The organism is Kribbella sp. NPDC004536 (assembly GCF_042873835.1).
GTDB lineage: Bacteria > Actinomycetota > Actinomycetes > Propionibacteriales > Kribbellaceae > Kribbella.
In genome coordinates, this window is record NZ_JBIALY010000001.1 from 966,282 (window position 1) to 990,895 (window position 24,614).

Consider the following 24,614-nt stretch of genomic DNA (forward strand, 5'->3'; position numbering starts at 1 on the left):
GGGGCGAGGTTTAGGAGCTATACGTGACAGACGGTCCTTTGATCGTGCAGTCGGATAAGACCTTGTTGTTGGAGACGGCGCATGCTGACGCCAACGAGTGCCGGAAGGCCATTGCGCCGTTCGCTGAGTTGGAGCGGGCGCCGGAGCATGTGCATACGTACCGGCTGACACCGCTGGGCCTGTGGAACGCACGGGCTGCCGGGCATGACGCGGAGCAGGTGATCGACGTACTGCTGCGCTACAGCCGCTACCCGGTCCCCCACTCGCTGCTGGTCGACATCGCCGAGACCCTGGATCGGTACGGGAGGCTGCGGCTCGAGAAGCACCCGCAGCACGGCCTGGTCCTCGTGACGACCGACCGGCCGGTGCTGGAGGAGGTACTGCGCAGCAACAAGGTCAAGCCGATGCTGGGCGCACGGCTCGACGACGACACGGTTCTCGTACACCCCTCCGAGCGCGGACACCTCAAGCAGACCCTGCTGAAGCTGGGCTGGCCCGCTGAGGACCTGGCCGGGTACGTCGACGGTGAGGCGCACCAGATCGACCTGGTCAAGGACGGCTGGGACCTGCGGCCGTACCAGGAGCAGGCGACCGACTCGTTCTGGCACGGCGGCTCCGGTGTCGTCGTACTCCCCTGTGGCGCCGGCAAGACGATCGTCGGCGCTGCCGCGATGGCGCAAGCGTCCGCGACCACGCTGATCCTGGTCACGAACACGGTTTCCGCCCGGCAGTGGAAGGACGAACTGCTCCGGCGGACGACGTTGACCGAGGACGAGATCGGCGAGTACTCCGGTGCGCGCAAGGAGATCCGGCCCGTGACGATCGCGACGTACCAGGTGATGACGACGCGACGGAAGGGTGTGTACACGCACCTGGAGCTGTTCGACGCGCGCGACTGGGGCCTGATCGTGTACGACGAGGTGCACCTGCTGCCGGCGCCGATCTTCCGGATGACCGCGGACCTGCAGACGCGGAGGCGGCTCGGGCTGACCGCGACGCTGGTCCGCGAGGACGGCCGCGAGGGCGACGTGTTCTCGCTGATCGGGCCGAAGCGGTACGACGCCCCGTGGAAGGACATCGAGGCCCAAGGCTGGATCGCCCCGGCGGACTGCGTCGAGGTCCGGGTCGACCTGGAGCAGACCGAGCGGTTCGTGTACGCGACCGCCGAACCCGAGGACCGCTACCGGCTGGCCGCGTCCACGCCGGCGAAGTCCAAGCTGGTACGCCGGATCGCCGAGCACCACGCCGACGAACCGCTGCTCGTCATCGGCCAGTACATCGACCAGCTCGACGAACTGGGCGAACGCCTCGAATGCCCGGTGATCAAGGGCGAAACCACGGTCCGCGAACGCCAGCGCCTCTTCGACGCGTTCCGGCACGGCGAGATCAACCGCCTGGTGGTCAGCAAGGTCGCCAACTTCTCCATCGACCTCCCCGAGGCGTCGGTCGCCATCCAGGTCTCCGGCACCTTCGGCTCCCGCCAGGAAGAAGCCCAGCGCCTGGGCCGCGTCCTCCGCCCCAAGGGCGACGGCCGCACCGCCCGCTTCTACTCGATCGTCGCCCGAGACACCATCGACGCCGAATTCGCCGCCCACCGCCAACGCTTCCTCGCCGAACAGGGCTACGCCTACACCATCGTCGACGCCGAAAACCTCTTCGCCTGAACAACGGGCAAGCTCGACAGGACGTGTCGAGCTGGACCGTCCGGTCCGCGCTCAGCCGAGCGGTACCAGGCGAGATCCGAGCGACTTGTCCTGTCGAGATTGCACAGCGTCAGCCAGCGAGCCGCTGAGCCAGCGCGGCCCTGACGGTCGCCACGACCCAGGCCGGGTCACCGATCACCTGCTCGTAGGTGAAGCGGAGTACGAGCCAACCTGCGGCCACCAGCTCGTCGTATCGGTGGCAGTCGGCGGCGAAGTCGCGCCGGGAACCGTGAAACTCGAAGCCTTCTGCCTCAAGCGCCAGCCGAGCGGTCCGGTGTCCGAGGTCGACCCTGGCCCGAAACCATCCATGGGTCACCAGCAGTTGTGGTTCGAAGCCCTCGATGCCCGCTCCGATGAGAAGCGCCCGGAGGACGGACTCGAGAAAGCTCGCGGACAGGCCACTGGCGGCCGCGGCTGTTCTGCGAGCGTTCGGGCAGCCGTAGCCACGGATCGTGGCAGTCGCGGCCAGCAGTTCGTCCTGGCTGAGCCGGCCGGTCGCGAGGGCCGCGTCCGCGACGGCCAAGGACTCGCTGAACGGAAGCGTGCGAGAGCAATCCACGACTGTCCGCAGCAATGACGTGATCCGTTCCCGGCGTTCGCCGGAGGTGGTGCCGGCCCAATGCAGTACGGCGGGAGGACCCGGCCGTGGATGGCGGTCGGGAGGCAGGGTGATGTGCGGTTTCTCGGGCGCCACGAGAAGTGGAAGCCGGAGCGCCTGTGCGGCACTTGTGTGCGACAGAACTCCGTCGTACGCGAGCACGGCCTTCTCTTCGGCCGGAAGTCCGGGCAACGCGTAGATCCCGAGGGCGATCCGTTCTACCTCACCGCGCTTGAGCGCGGCATCGACGGCGCGACGGGACGTCGCTCCGATCAGTTGGGGCCGGGTCGCCCAACCGCCGTGGCGCTCGAGCACCGCGCCGACCGATTCCATCCCGCGATGGTGCCCCAAAGCAGCCGAGCAGTGGCGTGGCTTGTCCACAGGCGTGCAATCTCGACAGGACGTGTCCGAGCTCGAGCAGGGAACGCACGCTCAGCTGAGTGCCCAGCTCGTGCGCCTGGGTGGATACGTCCTGTCGAGCTTGCACGCGCACTATTCGCCGAGGCGGGTGTGGATGCCGTTGAAGTGGGACTTCATGGAGGTGGCGTAGGTGGTGGGGTTGGCTGACTCCAGGGCTATCAGGAGGTCTCGGTGCCATTTGGCGGCGTCGGCGGGGGTGTAGCGGGCGCCGGGGAGTCTTGCGTCTACCTGGGCGAAGGTGCGCCAGAAGACTGAGAGCAGGTCGATGACCAGAGCGTTGCCGAGGGGTTCGTAGAGGGCCTGGTGGAAGGCCCAGTCTTCTTCGGGAAAGTAGTTGCCTTCGGCGGCTTTGGATTCCATCCGTTCGACGATGGGTTCCAGCGCGTCGTAGCCGTGGGACTTGAAGTGTTCGACCACGTCCTCCGCCAGGCCCACCTCGATGGCCTGGCGGACCTCCAGCACGTTCTGTACGTCGCGGAGGTCGCCTGCCATCGACTGGGACATGCGGAACGCCAGGCCGTCTTCGAGGGACTGGAGGTTGACCTCACCGACGTACGTGCCGTAGCCGTGGCGGATCTCGATGATGCCCACTGCTTGCAGCGCCTTCATCGCCTCGCGGAGCGGGTGTCTCCCGACGCCCAGCTGAGCCATCAGCTCCTGCTCGTTCGGCAGGGGGTCGCCCGCCTTCAGTCCGCGTTCGAGGATGTACGACTTCATCGCGTCGCGGATGAAGGACTGGTTCCCCGCCGCACCGCGTGCCCGGCTGAGCCCACCCGTTGTCACTGCCGGCCTCCCTTGGTTGGAACCGCTCAGTGTAATCCGGTGTGGTCCAGCGCCAACCGCTGGAAGCGCAGGGTCGCGAACGATGAGGTCTCACCGGCCTCGTAGAAGATGCCTACCGAACCGTCGGCCAGCAGCACGAGATCGGAGTACCCGGCCATGCCCTCGTGCACCACGTGCGCCGGCTTCCACGACGTACCCGAGTCCGACGACACGAAGACGGTCAGCTCCCGGCGCGACGTCGGGTTCACCGGCGTCGACAGCAGCAACCGCCCGTCCGGCAAGCAGAGCACGCTGCCCTGGATACCCGGGGCGGTGATCTCAGGGATCCCGACGTACGGCGCATCGAGCGTCTCGCCGCCGTCGGAGGACCATGCGTGTACGCGGGCCGGTCCGGTGCCCTGGTGGTTGCGGGCGTTGAAGTACAACCGGCCGTCCGGCAGCTCCGCGACCGTGGTCTCGTTCGCGTTGATCTCGGCGCCGTCGTTGCGGTCCACGAAACCAACGGACCACGAGACGCCACCGTCATCGCTGTAGATGCAGTGCCCACCATTGAGACCCGCCGCGGGCACGAACGAGTGATTGGCCGGTATGACAAGACGCCCCGAGCGCAACGTGATCCCGTGACAGGGACCGGTCGCGTACCACCCCCAGTCGTCCGGCTTCACCTGCGCCGTGATCTCGACCGCCGCCGACCACGATGCCCCGTCGTCCGAAGAACGCTGTACGAACACCCGCCGCCCGTCGACCGGATCGATGCCGCGGGCAAGCGACAGCTCGACCGCGTCCGCGCCGTTCTGCACGGTCACGAGCACGAGGTCGCCCGAATCCGGATCGGTCACCGGCACCGGGTTCCCGCAGGTCTTGCCCGGCGCCGCGGACACCACCTGCAACGGCAGCCAGGTCCGCCCGCCGTCGAGCGAACGCCGCAGGACGACCTCGATCTCGCCCGCGTCACCGGCCCCGTGCAGCCGGCCCTCGCAGAACGCGAACACCGACGAGCCACGAGCCAGCACCGCCGGGATGCGGAACGTGTGGTACCCGCTGCCCGCCGGATCGAAGAGCGCGCCAACCCTTGATGACATAGGACGTACTATGTCATGGTGTGGCCTTCCGACGGAAGTGAGGCCTCATGCCGGTCAGCAGAAGGAAATTCCTCGGTGGCGGTCTGGCCGCCGCCGCTGTCGCGGTCACGGGTACGCCGCTGCTGGCGGGGTGCGCGTCCGACAAGAAGAACACCGCCGCGGCGAACGCGGCCGTCAAGCTGCCGACGTACACGAAGTACGGCGAGATCAAACCCGATCTGCCCGGCACCGACGTGGTGCTGGACGGCTTCCTGAAGTACCCGGCGAACCCGGTCAGGGCGATCACCGAAGCGCCCGGCGACGGCAAGCCGATCACGTTCATGACCAACATCCCTGGCGCGATCCCGCCCGCCGCCGACAAGAACCAGTTCTGGCAGGAACTCAACAAACGGCTGGGCTCCGACCTGCAGATCAGCATGGCGTCCAACGACGAGTACAAGGACAAGTTCGCGACCCGGGTGGCCGGCAACGACCTGCCCGACATCATGAACATCCCGTCCGGCACGCCGCAGGTCCCCGGGCTGCTGAAGGCCAAAGCGATGGACCTCACCGAGCACCTGTCCGGTGACGCGGTCAAGAAGTACCCGTTCCTGGCCAACATCCCGACCCTGTACTGGAAGGGCTGCGTCTTCAACGGCGCGATCTACGGAGTCCCCGTCCCGCGCGGCATGTCCCGTACGTCCCTGCCGCTGTATCGCGCCGACCTGCTTGCCGCCAAGGGCATCAGGGACCCGGCGCCGAAGAACTTCGAGGAGTTCTTCGATCTCTGCAAGGAGCTGACCGCGGCGAAGGAGAACCGCTGGGCATGGACCCGGGTGCCGACGTCGTACCTGCGGATGATGCTTGGGATGCCCAACAACTGGAAGGAAGAGGGCGGCAAGTTCACCTCGGTGTACGAGGCGGACGGCAACCAGGACGCGCTCGAAGCCGGCCGGAAGCTGGTTGCCGCGGGCGTCGTCAACCCGGACACGTTCAGCGCCAAGGCCGCGCAGCGCAAACAGTGGTTCAACGGCGGAATCGCCGCGTTCGACTACGACAGCTTCGTCGCGTGGAACCAGTACTACTCGGACAACACCGCCGGTGACGCGTTCGCCGTGAACATGCTCGACGTACCGGGCTTCGACGGAGGCGAAGGCACCCCCTGGATGGGCGCGGCACTGAACAACGTGACCGCGTTCAACAAGGGCAGCAGCCACTCGGCCGAGACGTTGCTGAAGATCGCCAACTGGATGGCCGCACCGTTCGGCACCGAGGAGTACCTGTTCCGCAAGTACGGCGTGCAGGGCCGGCACTACACGCTGCAGGGCACCGACCCCGTACCGACCAAGACCGGTGTGGTGGAGACAGGCATCGGTCTGCAGTACATCTCCGACTCGACGCTGGCCCTGTACTGGGCTGGTAAGCCTGACGTGCCGCAGAACCAGCACAAGATCCAGGAGAAGGTCGCGGACCGGCTGCTGTACGACGCGTCGTACGGTCTGTACTCCGACACCGGGTCGAAGAAGTGGTCGCAGCTGACCGACGCACTGACCGACACGGAGAACCAGATCCTGCAGGGCAAGAAGCCTGTCTCGGAGTGGGCGTCGGCGGTCAAGACGTTCTTGTCGTCGGGCGGTGAGAAGATCCGCGGCGAGCTGCAGGACGCTTTCGCGACGGCGGGCGCGAAGTAATGCTGCAGCGATCGGCGAAGCGGCCGCAGCAGCGGTTGAGCCTTCGGCGGCGGCTGTTGCGGGATCGCGTGCTGTTGTTGTTCGCGTTGCCGGGGACCGCGTTGATCATCGCGTTCCACTATGTGCCGTTGCTGGGCAACCTCATCGCGTTCAAGGACTACCAGCCGTTCCTCGGGATCGGTGGGAGCGACTGGTCGGGGTGGGAGAACTTCAGTGTGATCTTCAACGGGGACCCGGCGTTCCTGCGGGCGTTGAAGAACACGCTGATCCTCACCAGCCTGCAGTCGGTCTTCGTGTTCCCTGCGCCGATCCTGCTCGCACTGCTACTGAACTCGTTGTTCTCCGAGCGGATCAAGCGGATCGCGCAGAGCATCCTGTACCTGCCGCACTTCATGTCCTGGGTGATCGTGGTCGCGTTGTTCCAGCAGATGCTCGGCGGCAGCGGCCTGCTGAACAACTACCTGCGTTCCCACGACCTGTCGACGATCAACATCATCGGGAACTCCGAGTTGTTCCACGTACTGCTGACGTCGCAGATCATCTGGAAGGACACCGGCTGGGCGACGATCCTGTTCCTGGCGGCGCTGTCCCAGATCGACGCGCAGTTGTACGAGGCGGCGAGCGTGGACGGCGCGACCCGGATGCGGCAACTCTGGCACGTCACGCTGCCGGGGCTGCGCGGGATCATCATCCTGCTGTTCATCCTGCGCCTGGGCGATTCGCTGACTGTCGGGTTCGAGCAGATCATCCTGCAGCAGCAGGCCGTCGGGCGGGACGTCAGCGAAGTACTCGACACCTACGTCTACAACAACGGCGTACTCGGCGGCGCCTGGGGTGTCGCGGCCGCGGTCGGTCTGGTGAAGGGCATCGTCGGCGTCGTCCTCGTACTCACCGCGAACAAGGTCGCCCACATCTTCGGCGAGCAGGGGGTGTACCAGCGATGAGTCGCAAGATCGTTCAAGGCGTGCCGATGCCCGGCTGGCCGATGCGGGTGTTCAAAGGGCTCGTACTGCTGGTGTTCTGCGCGGTCGTGATCGTCCCGTTCGTCGGCGTGATCTCGACCAGCCTCGCGCCGAACAAGCAGATCAACGAGTCCGGTGGGCTGGTGTTGTTGCCGAAGTCGATCAACTTCCGGGCGTACGAGTCGCTGTTCGCGGGCGGCGTGGTGACCCGGGCGCTGTTCGTCAGCGTCTTCGTCACGGTCGTCGGTACGCTGCTCAGCCTGACCGTGTCGTGTCTGCTCGCGTACGCGCTGTCGCGTCCCGGGTTCTCGGCGGGCCGGCCGATCCTGCTGGTGGTGCTGTTCAGCATGCTGTTCTCCCCCGGCATCATCCCGCTGTACCTCACGGTGAAGGGCGTCGGGCTGCTGGACAGCATCTGGGCGCTGATCGTGCCGACGATGGTCAGCGCGTTCAACGTCGTCGTGCTACGGACGTTCTTCATGAACCTGCCGAACGAGATCACCGAGAGCGCCCGGATCGACGGAGCGGGTGAGCTGATGACGTTCGCGTACATCGTGCTGCCGCTGTCGAAGGCGGTGCTGTCGGTGATCGGCCTGTTCTACGCGGTGGCGTACTGGAACGCGTTCTTCTCCGCGCTGCTCTACCTGAACGACTCGAAGCTGTGGCCGTTGCAGCTGGTACTGCGGACGTACGTCATCAACGACACGCAACTGGGCAGCGCCGAGCTCGGGACCGAGTTGCTGCCGCCGCAGGCATCGATCCAGATGGCGATCCTGGTGGTGTCGATCGTCCCCATCCTGATCGTCTACCCGTTCCTGCAACGGCACTTCGCGAAGGGGGTCCTGACCGGCGCGGTGAAGGGCTGATAATTCGGTTCCACCGGGCAGAGTGGTCAAGTAACGTAGCTGGGCTCCCCACACTCGCCGGAGGTTTCAGCATGCCCTCAGACACGTCCGACACTCTCCAGGCCGAGAAGGACTACCTGAAGACCTCCCGGGCTGCGCTGGCGCTGATGCGGGAGAAGACCGGGTCGCTGGAGATCCACAGCGCGGACCGGGTCAACCAGGAGTTCTTGCAGGCCGCGATCTTCCAGCGGATGAAGGAGCTGGAGGACGACCCGGACGTACCGCTGTTCTTCGGCCGGCTGGACTACCTCGAGCCGACCGACGAGACGTTCCACATCGGCCGCCGGCACGTCAACGACGCGCTGGGCGAGCCCTTGGTGGTGGACTGGCGAGCAGACATCTCGGTGCCGTTCTACCGGGCCAGCAAGACCGAACCGATGGGCGTCGGGGTGCGCCGCCGGTTCGGGTTCACGCACGGCGAGATGACCGCCTTCGAGGACGAGGACCTGACCGCAACAGGCGCCGTCGAGCAGCACAGCGACATCCTGGACGCGGAGATCGAGCGCCCTCGTTCCGGCCCGATGCGGGACATCGTGGCCACCATCCAGCCGGAGCAGGACGTGATCGTCCGGGCCGGCGTCGACGAGACGATCTGCGTCCAGGGTGCGCCCGGTACCGGTAAGACCGCGGTCGGGCTGCACCGCGCGGCGTACCTGCTGTACGCGTACCGCGACCAGCTGAGCCGGGCCGGCGTACTCGTGGTCGGTCCGAACGCCAGCTTCCTGCGGTACATCGGCGACGTCCTCCCGGCGCTCGGTGAGATCGAGGCGAAGCAGACCACGGTCGAGGAGCTCGTCGGGCGGGTCAAGATCGCCGGGCCGGGGCCCGCGCCGGTCGACGTACTCAAGGGCGACGCGCGGATGGCCGAGGTACTGCACCGGGCCGTGTGGGCGCACGTACGGCAGCCCGACGACGCTCTCGTCGTACCGCGGGGCGCGCACCGCTGGCGAGTGCCGACGTACCAGGCCGAAGAGCTCGTCAACGAGCTGCGGACACGTGGCATCCGGTACGGCGCCGGCCGGGCGATGCTGCCGCAGCGACTGGCCCACGCGGTCCTCCTGCGGATGGAGGCGGCCGGTGATTCGCCGGACGACCGCGTGCAGGACTCGGTGGCGCGGAGCCGCCCGGTCAAGCAGTACGCGGAGGCGCTGTGGCCGGGCGTTGACCCGGCCAAGCTGCTGTTCCGTCTCTTCACCGAGCCCGAACTGCTGGCGCAGCACGCCGACGGGATCCTGACTGCCGAAGAGCAAGAGCTGCTGATCTGGGAGAAGGTGCCGCGGTCCGCGGGCGCCGCCAAGTGGTCCGTGGCCGACGCCACGCTGATCGACGAGATCGCCGACCTGGTCGACCGTACGCCTTCACTGGGACACGTGGTGCTGGACGAAGCACAGGACCTGTCTGCGATGCAGCTGCGCGCTGTGGGACGACGCTGCTCCACAGGATCGATGACCGTGCTCGGTGACATCGCCCAGGGCACCACACCGTGGGCCACGCCGTCCTGGGACGAGGCCCTGAAGCACCTGGGCAAGACCAGCGCCCACACCGAGGAGCTGACCGCGGGCTTCCGCGTCCCTGGTCAGGTCATCGAGTACGCAGCCCGGCTGCTCCCGTCGATCGCCCCGCACCTCAAGCCGCCGACAGCGGTACGACGGGCACGTGGTGAGCTGACCATCACCCGCGTACCGGACAGCCTCGCCGCCGCGGTCACGGCCGTCCAGGAGGTGTCCGAGCGCCTCGGGTCGATCGGGCTGATCGTCCCGGACGCACTGGTACCAGCAACTCGCAAGGCCTTGCAGGGCATGGCTTTCTCGGTACTGGGCGACGAGGACGACGTCGACGCTCACGTGGACGTCGTACCGGCGTCTCTGGCCAAGGGTCTCGAGTTCGACCACGTGGTGCTGGTGGAGCCCGCCGGGATCGTGGCCGGTGAGGCCGACGAGCGGACCGGGCTCCGCCGCTTGTACGTGTGTCTGACGCGTGCTGTCACGTCACTGGTCGTGCTGCACAGCGAAGACCTGCCCGCGGTCCTCAGTCAGCCATGACGTAGACGTCCTCGTCGAGCTCCTCGGCCCGCTGGAGTGACGGGTCGCGCCACAGCACGTACACCAGGCCCAACACAACCAGCGAAAGCACCGAAGCCAACATCGGTAGGTAACCGACGCCTAGCGTCTGGATGACCAATCCGCCCACCACCGCGGACAGTCCGGCTCCCAGGTAGATCGCAGAGGCGTTCAACGAGATCAGCAAACCACCACCCAGCTCGAGCAACAGGTTCTGGATCGGTGGATTGAAAGCCCACGTCAGCATCCCCCAGACCACCAGCGCGACGCCGGCACCCGCAGTCGTGGTGAGGGTCAGGTCGAGCGTGCCCACGACCGCCGTGATGCCGAGCATCAGTACGACCAGCGTGCGCAGACTGCCGAACCGATCGGTGATGCGACCACCGAGGAAGTTACCGATGACGGCACCGACGCCGTACAGCAACAGCAGCAGGCCGGTGACGCTACCGGTCAGACCCGCGGTGTGCTTGAGCAGCGGGACGATGTAGATGTACACGCTGAACGCGGCGAGCACGGCCAGCACGGTCATGGCCAGCACGATCTGTACGCGCCTGTCCGTCACCCCGGCGAAGCGCTCGCGCAAGCTGACCACAGGAGGTGCGTCAGCCTTCGGCAGTGCGGCCCGCTCGGCTACAGCGACAAGCACGGCTACCGCGGTGATGAGTGCGAAGACGCCCTTGTAACCGAGGGTCGGGCCGAGCAGCGTGCCTGCGGGTACACCGAGCACCAGGGCGAACGTGAGGCCGCCGAAGACGATGGCTACTGCCCTACCGCGTTCCTCGGGCGGCAGGAGACTCGTGGCGAACAAGGTGGCGGCCGGCGTGTACACGGCAGCGCCGAACGCGGCCACGACGCGGCCGGCGATCAGGATCGGGTAGTTGACGGCCAGCGCGGCGATCAGGTTGCCGAGCGCGGCCAGGAGCAGTGCGGCGATCAGGAGGGTACGGCGCTCCCACCGGCCGGTCAGCGTGGACAGGATCGGCGCACCGATCGCGTACGACAGCGAGAACGCGGTCGCGAGCTGGCCCGCGGCCGTCAGCGAGACGTGCAGCTCGGAGCTGACGTCGGGCAGTACCCCGGACACGACGTACGCGCTGGTGCCGACCGCGAACGCGCCGGCGCCGAGCAGGTAGATCCGTGCGGACATCTGTGGACCTTCCGAAGAGGACTAATTCGACGGATATCGTACTACGAAGTTCATCGAACTTCGACAAGCGTCGTACTATGGGGTCATGGCCACCAAGGTTCTCCCGCAGCCGGAGCGGGACGAGATCCGTGTCGACGCGGTTCTGCAGGCGTTGGGCGAGCCGGTCCGGCTGATCATCGTCCGGGCGCTCGCCGACCACCCGGCCGGCGTCTGCTGCGGCGAGATCGAGCTGCCCGTCACCGCGTCCACCCGGGCGCACCACCTGAAGATCCTCCGCGAGGCCGGGGTGATCTCCACCCACACCGACGGCACCCGCCGGGTCAGCCTGCTCCGCCGTGACGACCTGGAGGACCTCTACCCGGGCCTGCTCACCGGGGTCCTGTCGGCCAAGCAGTAGCCAACCGCAAAGTGGCGGTGGGGTGATCGTGGGCTGGTTGCAGTAGTGCGGCTGGCAGACTGAAGCAGTGGTGGAACTCCGGGCGCGTTGGGATGACCTGCTGCCCGGGTCTGCCTCGCTGGCCGACGACCTGGTCGGCCGGTATGTCGACCGCAATCGGCGCGCGTACCGCGACCAGTACCTGAACATCGTCCTGACCGCGCTGGACTCGCTGATCCAGCTGTCCACCGACCCGACCAGCGTCCGGCTGGCGGCCTGGTTCCACCGCGCCGTGCATGAGCCCGGCGGCACCCCACCGGAGGACGCCGAGGCCTCGGCCCGGCTGGCGGAGGAGCTGCTCCCGCAGTACGGCGTACCGTCGATCCGGGTCGCCGAGGTCGCGCGGCTGATCCGCCTGACTGGCGACCTCGCCGCGCCGCCACCCGACTCGTACGCACCACCCCGCCGCGACGCGAACGGCGACGTACTGCTCGACGCCGTGAACGCGATCCTCGCCTCCGATCCCACCCGGTACGCCGTCCACACGGCGGAGGTGCGACGGGACGCCGGCGAACGGAAGGCCGCCCTCGAGCACCGGTACGACGAGGTCGGCGACCTGCTCGACGGCCACCTGTACCGCACCCAGCTGGCGCGTCAACGGCTCGGCCAGGTCGCACGGCTCAACCTGGAGTCCGAGCTCGCCGGGCTGGACAGCGAACTCCCCGCACCGTGGCGGGGCTGGCAGCAGGCCGGCCTGACCGCGACGGCGACGTTCGGTGCCATCTCGGCCGCCGTTGTGGCTATTGCCGCGTCCGGCGCGTCCTGGCAGATCCCAACCGCACAGGACGAAGTCGGCTGGCCGACTGTCGCGCTCGCGGTCGTCTCGTTCTTGAGCGCACCAGTGCTGTTCCGCTGCGCCCGCAGCGCCAGCCAGCGCGCTCGCTTGATCGCTGGAACTGTCCTGGCCATTGCTGTCACCGGACTGCTCGTCGCTTGGGCTCAAACCCCCAAGACGAACGAAGCGGTCGGCGTAGGCCTCCGGGTACCGCTGCTGATCTCCGCTTTGATCCTGCTGCTCATAGCCAGCGCAGCTGCCCTCGTGGCATCTCTGCTGCGTACCAGGACCGCCCGCTTCCTCCCAGCACGCAACCTGGGCCAGCAGCTCGCATGGCTTGCAGCGCCGGTGGCGATCGCTCTAGCTCTCCTCTTGATAGTCCAGCCGCTTTCACGCGGCTACGTACTCTCCTCCAACGAACGCATCGAGGGCTCGCCTCGTACTGCCGGCCGGGCCAGTCCGTCGGTTCTTGACGGCACGGTCGCCTGGGTGAGCGACTCGATCGTCGGGAGCGGTGCAGAGGAAGCGATCGGTACGGCGTACGGCATCGCGCTTCCACGCCCGGACGGTGTCGTGGAGATGCTCGACGCGGCCACGGGCGCGCTGCGGTGGCGCTACAGCCGCTCCGACTCCGACGAGAAGCCGGTGATCACGGCGACCGGCGGCGGCGAGTACGTACTGGCTCTGTTCGCCGACGTCGGCTACCTGCTGCTCGACGCGAACACAGGCCGGCGCAAGGCCGCCTGGCCGAGTCACACACGAGACCGCTTCGTCCAGCAGTCCATGCCGCTGCTGACCGGTGAACGCGACGGCAAGCTGCACGGTGTCGACCCGAGCGGCCACGAGCGCTGGACGTACGAGTCCGGCGACTGCACCGACCTGAACGCGATCGCCACGGCCGAGACCGTGCTCGCCTTCGTCACGCACACCTGTGACGAGCAGCCGGACGAGCTGACCGCGCTGGACGTCCAGACCGGCAAGAAGCTGTGGACCAGGACCTCCACGACTAGCTACCGCCGTCCGGTCGTCGTAGCCGGTCTGGTCGTCGTGGCGGAGCCAGGCGGCGACTCCGACGTACCAGCAGCACTAACCGCGATCGAGCCGCGTACGGGCGACATCCGCTGGACCTGGAAGGTGCCACCATCCTGGGCGTGCCGCACGCTGCTCAACGCGGCCGGGAAGTACCTGATCGTCGTGGACTGCCCAGGGCCGAGCAGTGTGGAGAGCCGCAAGACCGTGGTCACTGCGATCGACGCGAACACCGGACTGACCGCCTGGCAGACCGTGGCGCCGGTCAGCCCACGGATGAAGGTCACGGTGACGGCTGACGGCCGGGTCGTCTCACTCGGCGAGGCCGCCAACGGCTGCGCCGTGAACGTGATCAGCAGCACCGGGTTCCGGCAGGTCCGGATCCCGACCGGCATCGTCTGCGGCCGCGACCCGCGCGCCGTCGGCAACCTGGTCCTCACCTCCGGCCCCGGTACGGTGATCGCCCTCCGCTAGTGACGCCCTGTAGTCGTGGGATGGCAAGGGTCGGTGCGCTGACGCCGGAGTGTGACGTGGACCGCAATTGCACGGGTGCAATTCGTTGCGGAACGCACCGGTCCTGGCAGTCAGGTGACGAGCCGATAACCCTTTGGCCACGGACCGATCCGGGAATGCCGGATCGGTCGTTCCGGGCTCCCAACGGGTGCCAGACTCCATAGCCATGGACCTGCGCGACCAGTGGAATCGCCTGCTGCCGCACGCGCAGCCGTTGGGCGAGGACCTGCTGGCTCGTTACGCAGAGCAACATCGCCATTATCACGACCAGCAACACCTCACCGAGGTGCTGACGACGGTCGACGAGCTGGCCGAGTACGCCGAGGACGCGGACACCGTCCGGCTGGCGGCGTGGTTCCACGACGCGATCTACGACCCGCAGGCAGACCCCGGCGAGAACGAGGAGGTCTCGGCCCAGCTGGCCGAGCTCGAGCTCGCCGCGTACGGCGTGGACGCCGACCGGGTCGCGGAGATCGGGCGGCTGGTCCGGCTGACCGCCAAGCACGACTGCGCCGAGGACGACCGAAACGGCGCGGTGCTGTGCGACGCCGACCTGCGGATTCTCAGCCTGCCGCAGGGCCGGTACGACGAGTACGCGGCCGGCATCCGGCAGGAGTACGGGCACGTCGCCGAGCGGGACTTCGCCCGTGGGCGGATGTCGTTCCTGCAGTCGCTGAGCGAGACGCGGTTGTACGCCACGCCCAGGGGTCATGAGGAGTGGGAGAGACCCGCGCGGGACAACCTGACCCGGGAGGTCGCGTCGCTGGGCCCTAGGGCCGCCCGGAAGATCGGCGGGCTGATCCCGGTCATCTACTTCGGAGCCTCCGTCGGCGCGGTCGTCGCGTCGTCGGTCCTGCTCGGCCGCGGCCTCGGCGCCGCCGCCAAGTGGCCGGCCGACCCGTCGGACATCGGGGGCTTCCCGGTGTGGGCTCCGATCGCCGGTACCGCGATCGCGGCGGCGCTCACGTGCGCCTGGTTCCGCAGGTCGCAGCAGCGGCTCGTCACCGTTCCCGCGATCGCCTTCGCTGCCATCGGCCTCATCGCGATCGGTGTGTGCTGGTGGCGCTGGCCGGCCGCGCAGCCCGGTGCAGCCATGTCAGAGCGCTGGCCGTACCTCCTGCTCGCTTCGGTCGCGCTGGTACTTGCCGGTGCATTGCTGGCGCTGGCCAGGCGGCTGCGACTCGCACCGCCGTACGCGCAGGCTCCACCGCGTTGGGTGGGCGTTGGCGCTACGGCTGTTTGCGGAGCCCTGCTCGCGTGGATCGTGGTCTCTGCCGGTGAGCCGTTCGTACAGGCCAGGCTGGAGACGGCCAACACGGTCAGTACGACGACGACGATCCAGCCGACGCAGCAGCCGGTGCAGCTCGACGGAACGCTCGCCTGGAGCCGTGAGGTCCCGGCGATGGGCGCTATCACCGGGACGGCGGGTGGCGTCGCGGAACTGCGCTCGGACGGCGTGGTGATGTCCGACGCGGCCACGGGCCAGATCCGCTGGCGGTACTCGCGTGCCGACGTACAGGACGCCGCCGCCAGTGGCTCCCGTGGCCTGGTGGTGTCGTCGGACGGCCAGATCCTCGCCGCACACCTCCCCCGGTCCGAGTACCGCGAGCCCGCGGGCATCAGGCTGCCGACGTACGCCGTACTGAACGCGGTGTCCGGACAGGTACTGACAGAGGTCGACACCGACGGCACCGCGCTGGCCGTCGACTCCGACCAGCTGCTCGTGGCTGAAGGCAACTACGTCGTCTCCCACGGCGTGAGCAGCCCCACCCACTGGCGGACCCAGGTGCGCTGCAACGTCACCCAGGGCCAGCTCGTCGGCGACCAGGCTGTGGTCGTGGACGCCTGTGCCGGCAACAGCGCCGTCGTACGAGGCCTGGACCTCAAGACCGGCGCCCAGAAGTGGGAGGTCGATCTGGGCGCGAAGATCGACCTCAGCGCCGAGCTGGACCCGTCGACGTGGGTCGGCGAACTGGTCGCCGTACCGGACACCCGTGAGGTATCGGGGCTGATCTGGACGGGCGCAGCGGGCGGCACGCTCTACCAGTGGTCGCTGGACACAAGCACGGGCAACCTCCTCTGGACGACACCCTTGCCCGGCACACCACGGCCACGGCTCGGCTCGTCCTCCTGCGACGCACAGCTCGCCGCCACGCATGCGTCGCTCGTACTGATCACCTGCCGCACCGGGAACGACTCCGGACAGCCGCAGACGTACGACGTCTCCTCGTCGAGCCCTGCGGACGGTACGCCGCAGTGGCACCACCTGCTGCAGGTACCGCCGAAGCTGCAGCACCCGGAGTACCCGCGGGACGGGTTCGGGCTGCTGCCGGACGGGCGGATCGTCACGCTGATGCCGCAGACCGACGGCAGCTGCTCGCCGGTGCTGATCGGGTCCACCGGGATCCAGGCGCGGCCGATCCTGTCCGGCGGGACCGCCCAGACCGTGGCCAAGTCCGAGTCCGTCACCTGCGACAAGCCGGCCGTCACCGTGGCCGCCGCCCGCCCGATCTTCTCCGACGGATCCCGCCTCTTCGCCCTCAACTGACCCCCCGGGAATTCTGTTGCCCCGGCCTCGGTTCCTACTTATCGTGATCCGCATGTTCCGCGTGGTTTTCTTCGAGCACGACCTGTCAGGCAAGAGCCTGATGGGCGCTCCCACGTGGGCACCGTCAGTCGATTGCACCGGCACTCGAAGCTGACCCTCCTCCTGCCTCGCAGGACCCGCGGAGGAGGGTGGCCCGAACCGGCCCCCTCCACGCGGTGACAGCGCTGTGAGGGCTTGCCGGAGGGTCCTGGCTCGTACCGAATCTTCTGACAGGCAAAGGAAAACTCATGGCCAAGAGCCAGTTCGTGCGGACCAAGCCGCACCTCAACATCGGCACGATGGGTCACGTCGACCACGGCAAGACGACCCTGACCGCCGCGATCACCAAGGTGCTCGCCGAGCGCGACCCGAACGTGAACCGCTTCGTCGCCTTCGACGGCATCGACCGCGCCCCGGAGGAGATGCAGCGCGGGATCACGATCAACATCTCGCACGTCGAGTACGAGACCGCCACCCGGCACTACGCGCACGTCGACATGCCCGGGCACGCCGACTACGTGAAGAACATGATCACCGGCGCCGCCCAGGTGGACGCCGCGATCCTGGTCGTCTCCGCGCAGGACGGCGCGATGCCGCAGACGCGGGAGCACGTACTGCTCGCGCGCCGCGTCGGTGTGCCGTACCTCGTGGTCGCCTTGAACAAGTCCGACACCGTCGACGACCCGGAGCTGCTCGACCTGGTCGAGCTGGAGGTCCGTGAACTCCTCGCGGAGTACGGCTTCCCCGGCGACGACGTACCGGTCGTACGGGTGTCCGGCCTGAAGGCGCTCCAGGGCGACCCGCAGTGGACCGCCGCGATCGGCGAACTGCTGGACGCGATCGACGACTACGTGCCGGTACCGGACCGTGAGCTCGGCGAGCCGTTCCTGATGCCGATCGAGAACGTGCTCACGATCAGCGGCCGCGGCACGGTGGTCACGGGCGCCGTCGAGCGCGGTTCGCTGAAGCTCGGCGACGCGGTCGAGGTGGTCGGCCTCGGCCCGACGGTGACGAGTACGGCGATCGGGATGGAGACGTTCGGCAAGTCGCTGGAGTCCGCGGACGCGGGCGACAACGCGGCAGTGCTGCTGCGTGGCGTGAAGCGCGACGAGGTCCGTCGCGGCCAGGTGGTGGCGTTGCCGGGCAGCGTACGGCCGCACCGGAAGTTCCGGGCGAACCTGCACGCGCTGACCACTGCCGAGGGCGGCCGGCACACGCCGTTCGCCGCGGACTACCGGCCGCAGTTCTACTTCCGCACCACGGACGTGTCCGGCGGGATCGACCTGGGTGACATCGCCCTGGTGATGCCCGGCGACACGATCGAGCTCGGGGTGGAGCTGGAGAAGCCGATCGCGATCGAGGTCGGCCTCGGCTTCGCGGTCCGCGAAGGCGGCCACACGGTCGCCGCCGGCACCGTGACCGAACTGCTCGACTGACCAGGAACGGCCCTCAACTCGTTGAGGGCCGTTTCCGGTGTCTGAGGCCGGACGCGATCAGCCGCTCGACCAGTTCGCGGCTGGAGACGGGGACGGCGCCGGCTTCGACGAGGTCGTCGTAGCGGTCGCTGGGTACGTCGTAGTGGTCGCGGTCGAAGCCGCGGGCGGGGATGCCGGCGGCCTTCGCGAAGGCGTGCAGCTCCTCGTACGACTCGTCGCTGACCAGGTGCGACCAGATCCTGTTCCAGGCCGGCCACGCGGGCGGATCGATGAGGATCATTCGCGGGCGTCCTGGGCGTCCAGCAGGTTGCGCCATGAACGGACGAAGCGCGAGTTCACGTACGCCTTCGTCCACGAGCCGTCCTGGCGGACCGACGAGCCGACGTGGAACCGGCGTACGCCGCTCTGGTACAGCCAGGGGATGTGCTCCGGCTGCAGTCCGCCGCCGGCCATCATCACGCTCGCCACCGCGGGGTCGTCCTTCGCAAGCTTGCACAGGTCGTCGAGGCCGTGGCTGACGCCGATGGACGAGCCCGCGGTGAGTACGCAGTCGAGGCCCGGAAGGGTACGGAGTGCGCGCCAGGCGGGCTGCTGCTCGAGTACGGCGTCGATCGCGCGGTGGAACGTCCACGGCGTACCGGCGAAGGTGCTTACGAGCTGGTTGACCGACTCGGCGTCGACCTGGTTGTCCGGGGTGAGGAACCCGAGGACGAACCCGTCGGCGCCCGCGGCCAGGAACGACTGGGCCATCGCGGTCAGCCGGTTGAGGTCGGCGCCGTTCGTGGTGAACGAGTTCTCCAGCCGCAGCATCACCCGCAGCGGCAGATCGGTGACCCGGCGGATCGCGCTGACCGTCGACACCGACGGGCACAACCCGTCCGCCTCCATCGCGGCACACAACTCGAGCCGGTCCGCCCCACCTTCCTGAGCCGCCTCCGCATCCGCCGGATGCAACGCAATAACCTCCAGCAACGAACCCATACCCACATCCTCTCGCACCCACCTCCAAACCCACCGCCCCCGACCCGCCCCACACCCCACCGGCACGCCGCACCACACCACCAGCACGCTGCCGTGCCGTGCCGTGCCGAAGGACGGGTAGTGGTGGTCGGATCCGGCTGCTCCCCCCGTCGGCCCCCGCCTGCGCCCGGCGGTGCGGGGGGGTTGGGTGGGTGACCACTACCCGTTCGTCGGCACGCCGCCAATTCGGGTTGCACTCACCAGCGTCGACCCGCCCCCGCACCCCGACCGGCCCCGAGCTCCCACAACTCGCCGGCGTGGAACCGCCCGCCCACCGGGCGCCGCCCACGCACCCCGCCGGTGCAGGACCGCCCCACACACCCCGCCGGTGCAGGACCGCCCCACACCCCCCGACCGGGCGCCGCCCTCCCCGCAACCCCGCCGGCGTCGAACCGCCCGTGCACCCCTACCCGGCCGCCGCCCCCCCGCACCCGCTGGTGCCGAACGCCCCCGCGCATCCTCACCCGGGCGCCGCCCCACCCGCCGGCGGCGGTGCCGTACCGAAGGACGGGTAGTGGTGGTCGGATCCGGCCGCTCCCCCCGCAGCCGCCCCCGCCGCGCGGCGGTGCGGGCTGTTGTGCAGCTGACCATTACCCGTTCGTCGGTCCGCAGCCAATTCGGGTTGCACTCATCGGGAGGCTTCTGTATCGTTTTTCTAGAACGATTTAGAAGAACGATCCAGAAGAGGTGTGAGAGAGATGGCCGGCGTGACGCTGAAGACCGTGGCGAAGGCCGTGGGCGTGTCCCCGTCGACGGTCTCGAACGCCTACAACAAGCCCGACCAGCTCTCCACCGCGCTACGCGAACGCATCCTGGCAACCGCCCAGGAGCTCGGGTACGCCGGACCGGACGCATCCGCCCGCGCCCTGCGGAGCGGGAAGGCCGGCGCCGTCGGAGTGCTGTTCACCGACAAGCTGGCCTACGCCTTCTCGGACCCGTACGCGGTCGGCTTCCTGGCCGGACTCGCGGAGGTCGCCGAGGAGTTCTCGACCAGCCTGCTGCTGATGCCGCTCAGTTCCACCGACATCGCCGGCGGCAGCAACGCCGTACAGCAGGCCGCGATCGACGCGGCAGCGATCTTCTGCGTACCGGGCGGCCACCCGGCGCTGGAGATCCTCGCCAACCGCGGCATCCCCGCGGTGTCCACGGACCGCGGCGACCATCCCGACCTGTCCTGGGTCGCGATCGACGAGGTCGAGGCGGCCGCTCAACTCGGCGAGCACCTGGCCCGGCTCGGGCACCGCGAGGTCGTCGTACTCGTCGACAACGCCCAGGCCGCCGGCGGGCGACCGGTCGAGCTGACCATCGACGAGGTCGGCTACACCGACTGCGAACTGCGCATCCAGGGCCTGCAGAAGGCGATGCCCGATGCCCGGCTCCGGATCGTCTCGGGCGGGCACAACGCGATCGCCTCCGGGCTGCGCGGGGCGGAGTACGTGCTGGACTCGCAGGACCGGCCGACCGCGATCGTCGGGCTCAGCGACGTCCAGGCGCTCGGCGCACTGGAGGCGATGAAAGTCCGGGGGCTGACCCCCGGTCGCGACCTGTCGCTCGCCGGCTTCGACGACATCCCGGCCGCGGCCGCTGCCGGGCTGACGACCGTACGGCAACCGATCAAGGACAAAGGACGCGCGGTCGGACGGATCCTGCTCGATCCGGCCACGACCGTACGCCAGCAACTCATGCCGACCCAGCTGATCGTCCGCTCCAGCAGCGGGCCGGCGCCTCGGCCCTGACAACCCAAACACGCTTGCCCGGATGCATTCGGCACCCGGGTCGATCAACCACGCTCTCAGGAGGGAGCAGCACCATGACGTACTTCATCGCAGGCAACACCGCGGTAGACAACGCCCGCAGCCTGAGCCAGTCGGCCCTCCCCAACGCTCCCCAGGAACCGTACGAGGCTCCCCGCGCCGGCGTCCGCGCCCGAGTCGGCGCCCTCCTCCGCGCCGCCGCCGAACGCGAGTCCCGCCTGGCCAACCGCATCGACCCCACCCCCGCTTGCTCCGCCGGCTAACGGTTCAAGCTTGTTTTGTCGGTGGGGTCTGGCACTCTGTAGGGCGATGAACGAGCCAGGGGTGTTGCTGACCGCGCGGGCGATGGTGCTCCACGACCTCGCTGCGCGGGGCTTCAACGACGCGGCGATGGTGTCCTTGCTCGAGGACGCCATCGCCGAGCGCCAGTGGTGGCTGGACCAATGGCCCGACGGCGCCGAACACATCGCGGGCCTGGTAGCGCAAGACGTCCAGGACCGCCTCGTAGACAACAGAATCCGCTGGCCCCGCTGTACAGCCTGCGACGACCTCCACGACCACGAACTCCGCATCGAACCCGAACTGGGCCCCAACCCCCACTGGGTCTGCGAACGAGCCGGCATCACCGTCGCCCCATTAGGCCAGCTGACCTAGTCTCCCTCGACCACCAGCTCCCAACCCCTCTAACCAGCGTTCCACCAGCGGCACAGTACGACCCGGTGAGAGGCTCGACGTTCACCCGCCACCACCGCGGCGCGTGATCCTGTCCAACGAACACCAGTGCGGCGCGCAACCGACGAGCTCCCGGAGCCGAGACTTGACCAGCTGCTCGGACGGACATGCCGCCTCGCGATACATGCCCGTCAACGCCTGCGAGCGCCAGCAAGTACCTCGTCGGCGGCAGCCGACAACCACCGGCTCAAGCCGGAAATAGAAGCGACCGCTAAGCAGGGGCCGGGTGAGCGCACGCGGAGTGGCCGCGTCTAAGGAGCGCAGCGACGGAGCTGGCGGACGCGAAGCATGCAGCGGGCTCGACCCCTTCGCGAGCTCCGGTGGAGGGGGCATCTAGCACGCGGTTTGTTTTCCCTCGTCAGCACCGGCGGAGCGCGCGACGGAGGAGTGTGCGGAGTCGGGGCGTTGACAGCTGCCCGGACGGGGCATGCCGCCTGGCCGGACATGCCGTCGTCGCTCGCGAGCGGCAGCTCGCAAAGCGTCGGCGGTCGCCGACAACAACCGGCGGCAGCCGGAAACGGATACAACCGCGCTAAGCGGGGGGCGGGTGGGAGCGCGCGGAGTGGCCGCGTCCGAGGAGCGGAGCGACGAGCTAGCGGGCACGTAGCGCGCGGGGGCAACCCTACGTACCGCCTCCGGGGGATACCTGATTGATCTACATGTAGGCAGGCTACTATTGTCTGGCTACATGAAGGTTCTCTACGTACTTCGGGTGGTGGCCGGGTTGCATGCGGTGGCTGTTTGTCTGCAGCCGGTGTTGGCCGGGGTTTACCTGGACGGCTCCCCGGCGGGTATGCGGATGCACGAGCCGACCGGGCTGGTACTCGTCGCGCTCGGAGCCATTCAGTTGCTGGCGGCAACGTTCTGGTGGCGGAGGGGCGGACGCTGGACGGCAGCGGCGGCCGGCCTGCTGATCGTCGTCGGCGAGGTCGTGCAGGTTTCGATGGGCTACAGCCGGCAGCTTGCGATCCACATCCCACTGGGCGTCGCCCTGGTCGCGAGCGCCGTCGCGTTCGCGATCTGGGTCAACCGGAGGACCGCATGATCACCCTCGAGGAACAGCGCACGGTACGGCGCCCGCGCGTCAGCCTGCAGGCGCTCCGTACAACCCTTGTCCTGCACGCGATTCTCATCGTCGCCCAACCGATTGCGGCCGGCTACTTCCTCTCCGGCAACGTCGACGCGATGAACGACATCCACGCCACGATCGGCGGTTCGGTCTGGATGGTCGCGTTCCTGCAGACGATCGTCGCCACCTGCTACACGATCGTCGGCGGCGGCCGCGTCTGGCCGGCCGTCCTCTCGGCTGTCCTCGTGGTCGCCGAATTCGTCCAGCTCACCTTCGGCTACCTGCAGAACTTCGCCGTACACGTCCCGCTCGGCACCGCGATCGTCGGCACCGTCCTCTGGATGACCGTCTGGTCGTTCCGCAGCTCCGCACACGACAACCGCCGGGAGGCGAAGAGATGAAGATGTCCCGCCGCGGTTTCCTGGCCGCAACCGGAGCCACCGGCGCCGCTCTGACAATGACCAGCTGTGGTCAGGAAGCCAAGCCCGCCCAAGCCGGCGAACTCCTACGCAGCAAGGCAAAACTCCCACCACCGTTCCAAACCAGACTCCCGATCCCACCCACCAAGAAGCCGCTCAGATCCGACGCGAAGGCCGACTATTACCAGGTCGTCCAACGCAAGGCGAGCCTGGAGATCCTGCCCGGTCTCAAGACCGAGATCATGGGGTACGACGGCCTGCTCCCCGGACCGACCTTCGACGTCCGCAGCGGCCGCACCACGATCGTCGAGCAGATCAACCAGCTCGACGTGTCCACCGTCGTACACCTGCACGGCGGCCACACGCCCGCCCCGAGCGACGGCTGGCCGCTCGACCTGATCATGCCCGCGAACGGCGACCACCAGACAACGAGCGGTCACCACATGATGGGCGACGGCGACATGGCGATGGGCAAACGTACGTACACGTACCCGAACACCCAGCGCGCCGCGACGCTCTGGTACCACGACCACACCATGGATTACACCGCACCACAGGTGTACCGCGGCCTCTTCGGACTGCACATCATCCGCGACGACGAGGAGGACAACCTCCCGCTCCCGAAAGGCGATCGGGAGCTCCCGCTCGTCATCGCAGACCGTGCGTTCAACGAAGACGGCTCGTTCCGCTATCCCGCACTACCAACCGGCCCCGGCGTCGAGTCGGCGTACATGGAAGGCGTGATCGCGGACGTCACGCTCGTCAACGGCGCACCCTGGCCGATACACGAGGTCGACGCGGTCCGGTACCGCTTCCGCATCCTGAACGCCGCGAACGCCCGCCGGTACGAGCTTGCCTTCGACAACGGTCCCGCGAAGTTCGTCCAGATCGGCAGCGACGGCGGCCTGCTCGACAAGCCGATCGAGCACCCGACACTCGTCATCGCACCGGCGGAACGGTTCGACGTGATCGTGGACTTCGCGCAGTACCAGCCCGGCGACGAGGTCACGCTGGTGAACAAACTTGATGGCAACGCCAACGTCATGCGGTTCAAGATCGCCCGCAAGGCCGCCGACGACACGCACATCCCCGAGAAGCTCTCGTCGTACGCCGTGACGCCGCGGCCGAGCGGTGCCGTCCGGCGGGAGTGGCGGTTCCGGCGCGGGAACGCCGGCGACCACCGGGGCTGGACGATCAACGGGAAGGCATTCGACCCGAAGGTGATGCAGGCGCAGGTGCCGCTCGGCCAGTACGAGATCTGGACGTTCGTCACCGACGTACACCATCCCGTCCACGTCCACCTCGCGCCGTTCCAGGTACTCAGCCGTGGCGGGCGCAGCAAACTGTCCGACTACGACCACGGCTGGAAGGACACCGTGGACATCCGGCCGGCCGAAGTGGTCGAGGTGCTGGTCCGGTTCAGCGCGCACAAGGGCAAGTACCTGATCCACTGCCACAACCTCGAGCACGAGGACATGGCGATGATGGCGGGCTTCGAAACAGTCTGAAATCGC

The 24,614-nt window shown here is 68.2% G+C and carries 21 protein-coding genes; 15 read left to right on the forward strand and 6 right to left on the reverse strand.

What is annotated here, in order from left to right; genetic code table 11:
- Nucleotides 1-23 precede the first annotated feature (23 nt).
- Nucleotides 24-1,664, forward strand: a complete 1,641-nt coding sequence (locus tag ACFYRU_RS04705) for a DNA repair helicase XPB (protein ID WP_387652957.1) — start codon at nucleotides 24-26, stop codon at nucleotides 1,662-1,664.
- Nucleotides 1,665-1,773: 109 nt separating this feature from the next.
- Here ACFYRU_RS04705 and ACFYRU_RS04710 read toward each other — a convergent pair whose 3' ends face one another.
- The 3 genes from ACFYRU_RS04710 to ACFYRU_RS04720 form a co-directional block, all read right to left on the reverse strand.
- Complete coding sequence (locus tag ACFYRU_RS04710) at nucleotides 1,774-2,634, reverse strand: DUF559 domain-containing protein (protein WP_387652959.1); 861 nt, start codon at nucleotides 2,632-2,634, stop codon at nucleotides 1,774-1,776.
- A 159-nt stretch (nucleotides 2,635-2,793) separates the two neighbouring features.
- On the reverse strand, nucleotides 2,794-3,504 hold the full coding sequence (locus tag ACFYRU_RS04715; RefSeq protein WP_387652961.1) for a FadR/GntR family transcriptional regulator: 711 nt from the start codon (nucleotides 3,502-3,504) through the stop codon (nucleotides 2,794-2,796).
- A 26-nt stretch (nucleotides 3,505-3,530) separates the two neighbouring features.
- The gene (locus ACFYRU_RS04720) at nucleotides 3,531-4,586 is read right to left on the reverse strand and encodes an exo-alpha-sialidase (protein ID WP_387652963.1); all 1,056 of its coding nucleotides are present in this window, start codon (nucleotides 4,584-4,586) and stop codon (nucleotides 3,531-3,533) included.
- 47 nt (nucleotides 4,587-4,633) lie between these two features.
- Here ACFYRU_RS04720 and ACFYRU_RS04725 point away from each other — a divergent pair, with 47 nt between their 5' ends.
- The 4 genes from ACFYRU_RS04725 to ACFYRU_RS04740 all read left to right on the forward strand — a co-directional run bounded on the left by ACFYRU_RS04725 (nucleotide 4,634) and on the right by ACFYRU_RS04740 (nucleotide 10,165).
- Nucleotides 4,634-6,256 carry an ABC transporter substrate-binding protein gene (locus ACFYRU_RS04725; RefSeq protein WP_387652965.1) on the forward strand — a complete coding sequence of 541 codons (1,623 nt, stop codon included), beginning with the start codon at nucleotides 4,634-4,636 and terminating at the stop codon, nucleotides 6,254-6,256.
- On the forward strand, nucleotides 6,256-7,200 hold the full coding sequence (locus ACFYRU_RS04730) for an ABC transporter permease (RefSeq protein ID WP_387652967.1): 945 nt from the start codon (nucleotides 6,256-6,258) through the stop codon (nucleotides 7,198-7,200). Before ACFYRU_RS04725 ends, ACFYRU_RS04730 begins: the two co-directional genes overlap by 1 nt.
- Nucleotides 7,197-8,084, forward strand: a complete 888-nt coding sequence (locus ACFYRU_RS04735; RefSeq protein WP_387652968.1) for a carbohydrate ABC transporter permease — start codon at nucleotides 7,197-7,199, stop codon at nucleotides 8,082-8,084. Before ACFYRU_RS04730 ends, ACFYRU_RS04735 begins: the two co-directional genes overlap by 4 nt.
- Before the next feature lie 71 nt (nucleotides 8,085-8,155).
- Nucleotides 8,156-10,165 (forward strand): HelD family protein, encoded by a 2,010-nt coding sequence (locus ACFYRU_RS04740; protein WP_387652970.1) that lies wholly within the window; start codon nucleotides 8,156-8,158, stop codon nucleotides 10,163-10,165.
- On the opposite strand, the gene ACFYRU_RS04745 is transcribed toward ACFYRU_RS04740, so the two are convergent.
- Nucleotides 10,152-11,330, reverse strand: coding sequence for an MFS transporter (locus ACFYRU_RS04745; protein ID WP_387652972.1), 1,179 nt, complete (start codon nucleotides 11,328-11,330; stop codon nucleotides 10,152-10,154). The two genes, ACFYRU_RS04740 and ACFYRU_RS04745, sit on opposite strands and share 14 nt — an antisense overlap.
- A gap of 85 nt (nucleotides 11,331-11,415) precedes the next feature.
- On the opposite strand from ACFYRU_RS04745, the gene ACFYRU_RS04750 reads away from it, so the two are divergent.
- The 4 genes from ACFYRU_RS04750 (at nucleotide 11,416) to tuf (ending at nucleotide 18,106) form a co-directional block, all read left to right on the forward strand.
- Nucleotides 11,416-11,727, forward strand: a complete 312-nt coding sequence (locus tag ACFYRU_RS04750; RefSeq protein ID WP_387652974.1) for an ArsR/SmtB family transcription factor — start codon at nucleotides 11,416-11,418, stop codon at nucleotides 11,725-11,727.
- Nucleotides 11,728-11,794: 67 nt separating this feature from the next.
- Nucleotides 11,795-14,044 carry a PQQ-binding-like beta-propeller repeat protein gene (locus ACFYRU_RS04755; protein WP_387652976.1) on the forward strand — a complete coding sequence of 750 codons (2,250 nt, stop codon included), beginning with the start codon at nucleotides 11,795-11,797 and terminating at the stop codon, nucleotides 14,042-14,044.
- Nucleotides 14,045-14,249: 205 nt separating this feature from the next.
- Nucleotides 14,250-16,631: a PQQ-binding-like beta-propeller repeat protein gene (locus tag ACFYRU_RS04760; protein WP_387652978.1), complete on the forward strand. Its 2,382-nt coding sequence runs from the start codon at nucleotides 14,250-14,252 to the stop codon at nucleotides 16,629-16,631.
- A gap of 287 nt (nucleotides 16,632-16,918) precedes the next feature.
- Nucleotides 16,919-18,106: an elongation factor Tu gene (tuf, locus tag ACFYRU_RS04765; RefSeq protein ID WP_387652980.1), complete on the forward strand. Its 1,188-nt coding sequence runs from the start codon at nucleotides 16,919-16,921 to the stop codon at nucleotides 18,104-18,106.
- A gap of 13 nt (nucleotides 18,107-18,119) precedes the next feature.
- Here tuf and ACFYRU_RS04770 read toward each other — a convergent pair whose 3' ends face one another.
- A complete protein-coding gene (locus ACFYRU_RS04770; RefSeq protein ID WP_387652982.1) occupies nucleotides 18,120-18,386 on the reverse strand; it encodes a DUF4031 domain-containing protein in 267 nt (88 codons plus the stop codon).
- Complete coding sequence (locus tag ACFYRU_RS04775; RefSeq protein WP_387652984.1) at nucleotides 18,383-19,087, reverse strand: copper homeostasis protein CutC; 705 nt, start codon at nucleotides 19,085-19,087, stop codon at nucleotides 18,383-18,385. Before ACFYRU_RS04775 ends, ACFYRU_RS04770 begins: the two co-directional genes overlap by 4 nt.
- A 737-nt stretch (nucleotides 19,088-19,824) precedes the next feature.
- On the opposite strand from ACFYRU_RS04775, the gene ACFYRU_RS04780 reads away from it, so the two are divergent.
- From ACFYRU_RS04780 to ACFYRU_RS04805, 6 genes are all read left to right on the forward strand, one after another.
- Nucleotides 19,825-20,862, forward strand: coding sequence for a LacI family DNA-binding transcriptional regulator (locus tag ACFYRU_RS04780; RefSeq protein WP_387652986.1), 1,038 nt, complete (start codon nucleotides 19,825-19,827; stop codon nucleotides 20,860-20,862).
- Between the two features lie 74 nt (nucleotides 20,863-20,936).
- Complete coding sequence (locus ACFYRU_RS04785) at nucleotides 20,937-21,143, forward strand: hypothetical protein (protein WP_387652988.1); 207 nt, start codon at nucleotides 20,937-20,939, stop codon at nucleotides 21,141-21,143.
- Nucleotides 21,144-21,189: 46 nt separating this feature from the next.
- Nucleotides 21,190-21,534, forward strand: a complete 345-nt coding sequence (locus ACFYRU_RS04790) for a hypothetical protein (RefSeq protein ID WP_387652990.1) — start codon at nucleotides 21,190-21,192, stop codon at nucleotides 21,532-21,534.
- A gap of 766 nt (nucleotides 21,535-22,300) precedes the next feature.
- Nucleotides 22,301-22,657, forward strand: a complete 357-nt coding sequence (locus ACFYRU_RS04795) for a hypothetical protein (RefSeq protein WP_387652992.1) — start codon at nucleotides 22,301-22,303, stop codon at nucleotides 22,655-22,657.
- On the forward strand, nucleotides 22,654-23,082 hold the full coding sequence (locus tag ACFYRU_RS04800) for a hypothetical protein (RefSeq protein WP_387652993.1): 429 nt from the start codon (nucleotides 22,654-22,656) through the stop codon (nucleotides 23,080-23,082). Before ACFYRU_RS04795 ends, ACFYRU_RS04800 begins: the two co-directional genes overlap by 4 nt.
- A complete protein-coding gene (locus ACFYRU_RS04805) occupies nucleotides 23,079-24,608 on the forward strand; it encodes a multicopper oxidase family protein (protein WP_387652995.1) in 1,530 nt (509 codons plus the stop codon). The genes ACFYRU_RS04800 and ACFYRU_RS04805 overlap by 4 nt, the downstream gene beginning before the upstream one ends.
- Nucleotides 24,609-24,614: the final 6 nt, after the last annotated feature.

Bases quoted from the DNA above. Each gene is read 5' to 3' on its own strand.
- ACFYRU_RS04710 (WP_387652959.1), bottom strand. From the start codon at position 2,634: ATGGAATCGGTCGGCGCGGTGCTCGAGCGCCACGGCGGTTGGGCGACC.
- ACFYRU_RS04720 (WP_387652963.1), bottom strand. From the start codon at position 4,586: ATGTCATCAAGGGTTGGCGCGCTCTTCGATCCGGCGGGCAGCGGGTAC.
- ACFYRU_RS04725 (WP_387652965.1), top strand. From the start codon at position 4,634: ATGCCGGTCAGCAGAAGGAAATTCCTCGGTGGCGGTCTGGCCGCCGCC.
- ACFYRU_RS04730 (WP_387652967.1), top strand. From the start codon at position 6,256: ATGCTGCAGCGATCGGCGAAGCGGCCGCAGCAGCGGTTGAGCCTTCGG.
- ACFYRU_RS04735 (WP_387652968.1), top strand. From the start codon at position 7,197: ATGAGTCGCAAGATCGTTCAAGGCGTGCCGATGCCCGGCTGGCCGATG.
- ACFYRU_RS04740 (WP_387652970.1), top strand. From the start codon at position 8,156: ATGCCCTCAGACACGTCCGACACTCTCCAGGCCGAGAAGGACTACCTG.
- ACFYRU_RS04745 (WP_387652972.1), bottom strand. From the start codon at position 11,330: ATGTCCGCACGGATCTACCTGCTCGGCGCCGGCGCGTTCGCGGTCGGC.
- ACFYRU_RS04750 (WP_387652974.1), top strand. From the start codon at position 11,416: ATGGCCACCAAGGTTCTCCCGCAGCCGGAGCGGGACGAGATCCGTGTC.
- ACFYRU_RS04760 (WP_387652978.1), top strand. From the start codon at position 14,250: ATGGACCTGCGCGACCAGTGGAATCGCCTGCTGCCGCACGCGCAGCCG.
- tuf (WP_387652980.1), top strand. From the start codon at position 16,919: ATGGCCAAGAGCCAGTTCGTGCGGACCAAGCCGCACCTCAACATCGGC.
- ACFYRU_RS04770 (WP_387652982.1), bottom strand. From the start codon at position 18,386: ATGATCCTCATCGATCCGCCCGCGTGGCCGGCCTGGAACAGGATCTGG.
- ACFYRU_RS04775 (WP_387652984.1), bottom strand. From the start codon at position 19,087: ATGGGTTCGTTGCTGGAGGTTATTGCGTTGCATCCGGCGGATGCGGAG.
- ACFYRU_RS04780 (WP_387652986.1), top strand. From the start codon at position 19,825: ATGGCCGGCGTGACGCTGAAGACCGTGGCGAAGGCCGTGGGCGTGTCC.
- ACFYRU_RS04785 (WP_387652988.1), top strand. From the start codon at position 20,937: ATGACGTACTTCATCGCAGGCAACACCGCGGTAGACAACGCCCGCAGC.
- ACFYRU_RS04790 (WP_387652990.1), top strand. From the start codon at position 21,190: ATGAACGAGCCAGGGGTGTTGCTGACCGCGCGGGCGATGGTGCTCCAC.
- ACFYRU_RS04795 (WP_387652992.1), top strand. From the start codon at position 22,301: ATGAAGGTTCTCTACGTACTTCGGGTGGTGGCCGGGTTGCATGCGGTG.
- ACFYRU_RS04800 (WP_387652993.1), top strand. From the start codon at position 22,654: ATGATCACCCTCGAGGAACAGCGCACGGTACGGCGCCCGCGCGTCAGC.
- ACFYRU_RS04805 (WP_387652995.1), top strand. From the start codon at position 23,079: ATGAAGATGTCCCGCCGCGGTTTCCTGGCCGCAACCGGAGCCACCGGC.